Origin of the sequence: Methanocalculus sp. (assembly GCF_029762515.1) — an archaeon.
Classification (GTDB): domain Archaea; phylum Halobacteriota; class Methanomicrobia; order Methanomicrobiales; family Methanocorpusculaceae; genus Methanocalculus.
In genome coordinates, this window is the sequence record NZ_JARVGN010000448.1 from 1 (window position 1) to 1,759 (window position 1,759).

At 49.8% G+C, this 1,759-nt stretch carries 2 protein-coding genes and 1 pseudogene; all 3 read right to left on the minus strand.

The window, feature by feature from the left end; all coding sequences use genetic code 11:
* Positions 1 to 586: fructose 1,6-bisphosphatase (locus QCH34_RS12000; protein ID WP_300334482.1), on the minus strand; the 586-nt coding region annotated here is incomplete at its 3' end.
* Between the two features lie 14 nt (positions 587 to 600).
* Positions 601 to 1,494 (minus strand): class 1 fructose-bisphosphatase, encoded by an 894-nt coding sequence (locus tag QCH34_RS12005; RefSeq protein WP_300334483.1) that lies wholly within the window; start codon positions 1,492 to 1,494, stop codon positions 601 to 603.
* 72 nt (positions 1,495 to 1,566) lie between these two features.
* A pseudogene (locus QCH34_RS12010) lies at positions 1,567 to 1,759 on the minus strand (hypothetical protein); the annotation flags it as partial.

Genomic DNA, 1,759 nt, shown 5'->3' on the forward strand with positions numbered 1-1,759 from the left:
GCTCCCCATCTCTCTTCGATACGATTGTGACTCTGCTCTCTTCCGGTCTCCTGATCGAGGCGAGAAGACGGTATGTATCCTCAGGAAGAGAGAAGCTTCGCCTGGAATCATGGAAGGATGTGGAAAAGACAAAACCATCCAGAAGCGCATCGTCAGTAACAAGCCGTATTGTCGAGAATGGATCGGCAAAGATACGATAGAGATGGAGATTAAAGAGATCCGCAGTTGGATGATCGGCTATGAAGAGAAGGATCTCTTCAGATCTGCGCTCAGCAAACGAGAGCGTGCATGATACTGTGGAAGCTTGCGCAGGAGAGAAGATATTCTTCTTCCCAAGATATTCACGACAGGATTCAAGAACCCTCTTTACCAGAGAATTAATCTCTACCTCTTGTGTGTGTGTTATGAGAAAACCAAGCGTATCCCCGCATCGAAAAACAAAGGAATCAATCAGAATTCCACCCTCCTCTTTCTTCAGCAGGCGGGCAGAGAGCTCAAGAATACCGGGATGTAGGCGGTGTCCTGCCGGAAATCCGCCGGGGCGGGAGGTGATCAGGGTGCATTTCAACAGCAAAGAGTCCGTCATACCTACGAACTCCCTTATTCGGGCAGCGCTTCCAGCCGCTCGATTATCCCTCTGCTCCCGACATAAATCGGCGTCTTCTGATGGACATCTTCAGGAAGAATATCAAGTAGATCACAAGATCCATTACTGATCCTGCCCCCTGCCTGCTCTGCGAGGAAACCAATCGGCTGGGCTTCGAAGACCAGCCGGAGTTTGCCTTCTGGCTTTCCACGCGCGGCAGGGTATGCATAGAGGCCGCCATATTTGAGGATCTGGTGGAAGTCTGCCACAAATGAACCAGAATAACGGCTCTTTGCACCTTCATCCTCAAGCGAGGCAATAAATCCCGAGTGTTTTTTTGTCCATTCCGGCCGCTTGCCACCACTCCCATAGATAGTACCCTCCGGCATTGTGATGGAATCCTCCATCAGCAGATACCGCCCGTCATCTGCCAGGGAGAAGAGAGCGACCCCTGATCCTATTGAGAGTGTGAGGGTCGTCATCGGGCCATAAAGAAGATAGAGGGCGGCTCTCATCTCATTTCCCTTTCTCAGGACTGAACATCCCTCATAGATTCCGACAATTGTACCAACTGCAAGATTCACAGCAATCAGCGATGATCCATCAAGCGGATCCATCACAACAGAATACCGGCCCCGGGAATTCCGGCACGCGAAGACCTTCTCCTGCTCTTCAGATGCGATCAGAGAGACAAGACCTGATTCGGCAAGTATTCCGGAGATATGTGTATCTGACCAGGTATCCATCTCGGCCTGCACTTCACCGGATGTGTTGAGTGAGGCGGCATACCGCTGATTCGAGATAAATGCGCTCCGGATTGGACCTGCCTGTTCTGCAATCAGGCATATAAGATCGGCAAGATCGGACTCGCAATTCTTCTCCCTGAGATACTCCTGTACTGTAATCATATCCTTATCACTCCAAATGTCCCGTCCCTGTACCGGGCAAATATATCATTCCGTCGTCTGCTGACATCTTAATTATGCCTCAGTCTTACCGGTGAACTCTGTTCTGTTCAGCATATCATGTACTCTCGTGAGAGCTTCAATGGCATCTGATCGTTTCTGATCGATTGCCGATTTTGAAATATACTCAATAAGGCGAGCGCGTTCTTCAATCCCAAGTACAGAGACGATACGCTCATAGGTACGTTCGGGATAGAAGAGATCTCTT

Excerpts from the sequence above, each read along its gene's own strand:
- QCH34_RS12005 (WP_300334483.1), bottom strand. The coding sequence starts at position 1,494 with ATGATTACAGTACAGGAGTATCTCAGGGAGAAGAATTGCGAGTCCGAT.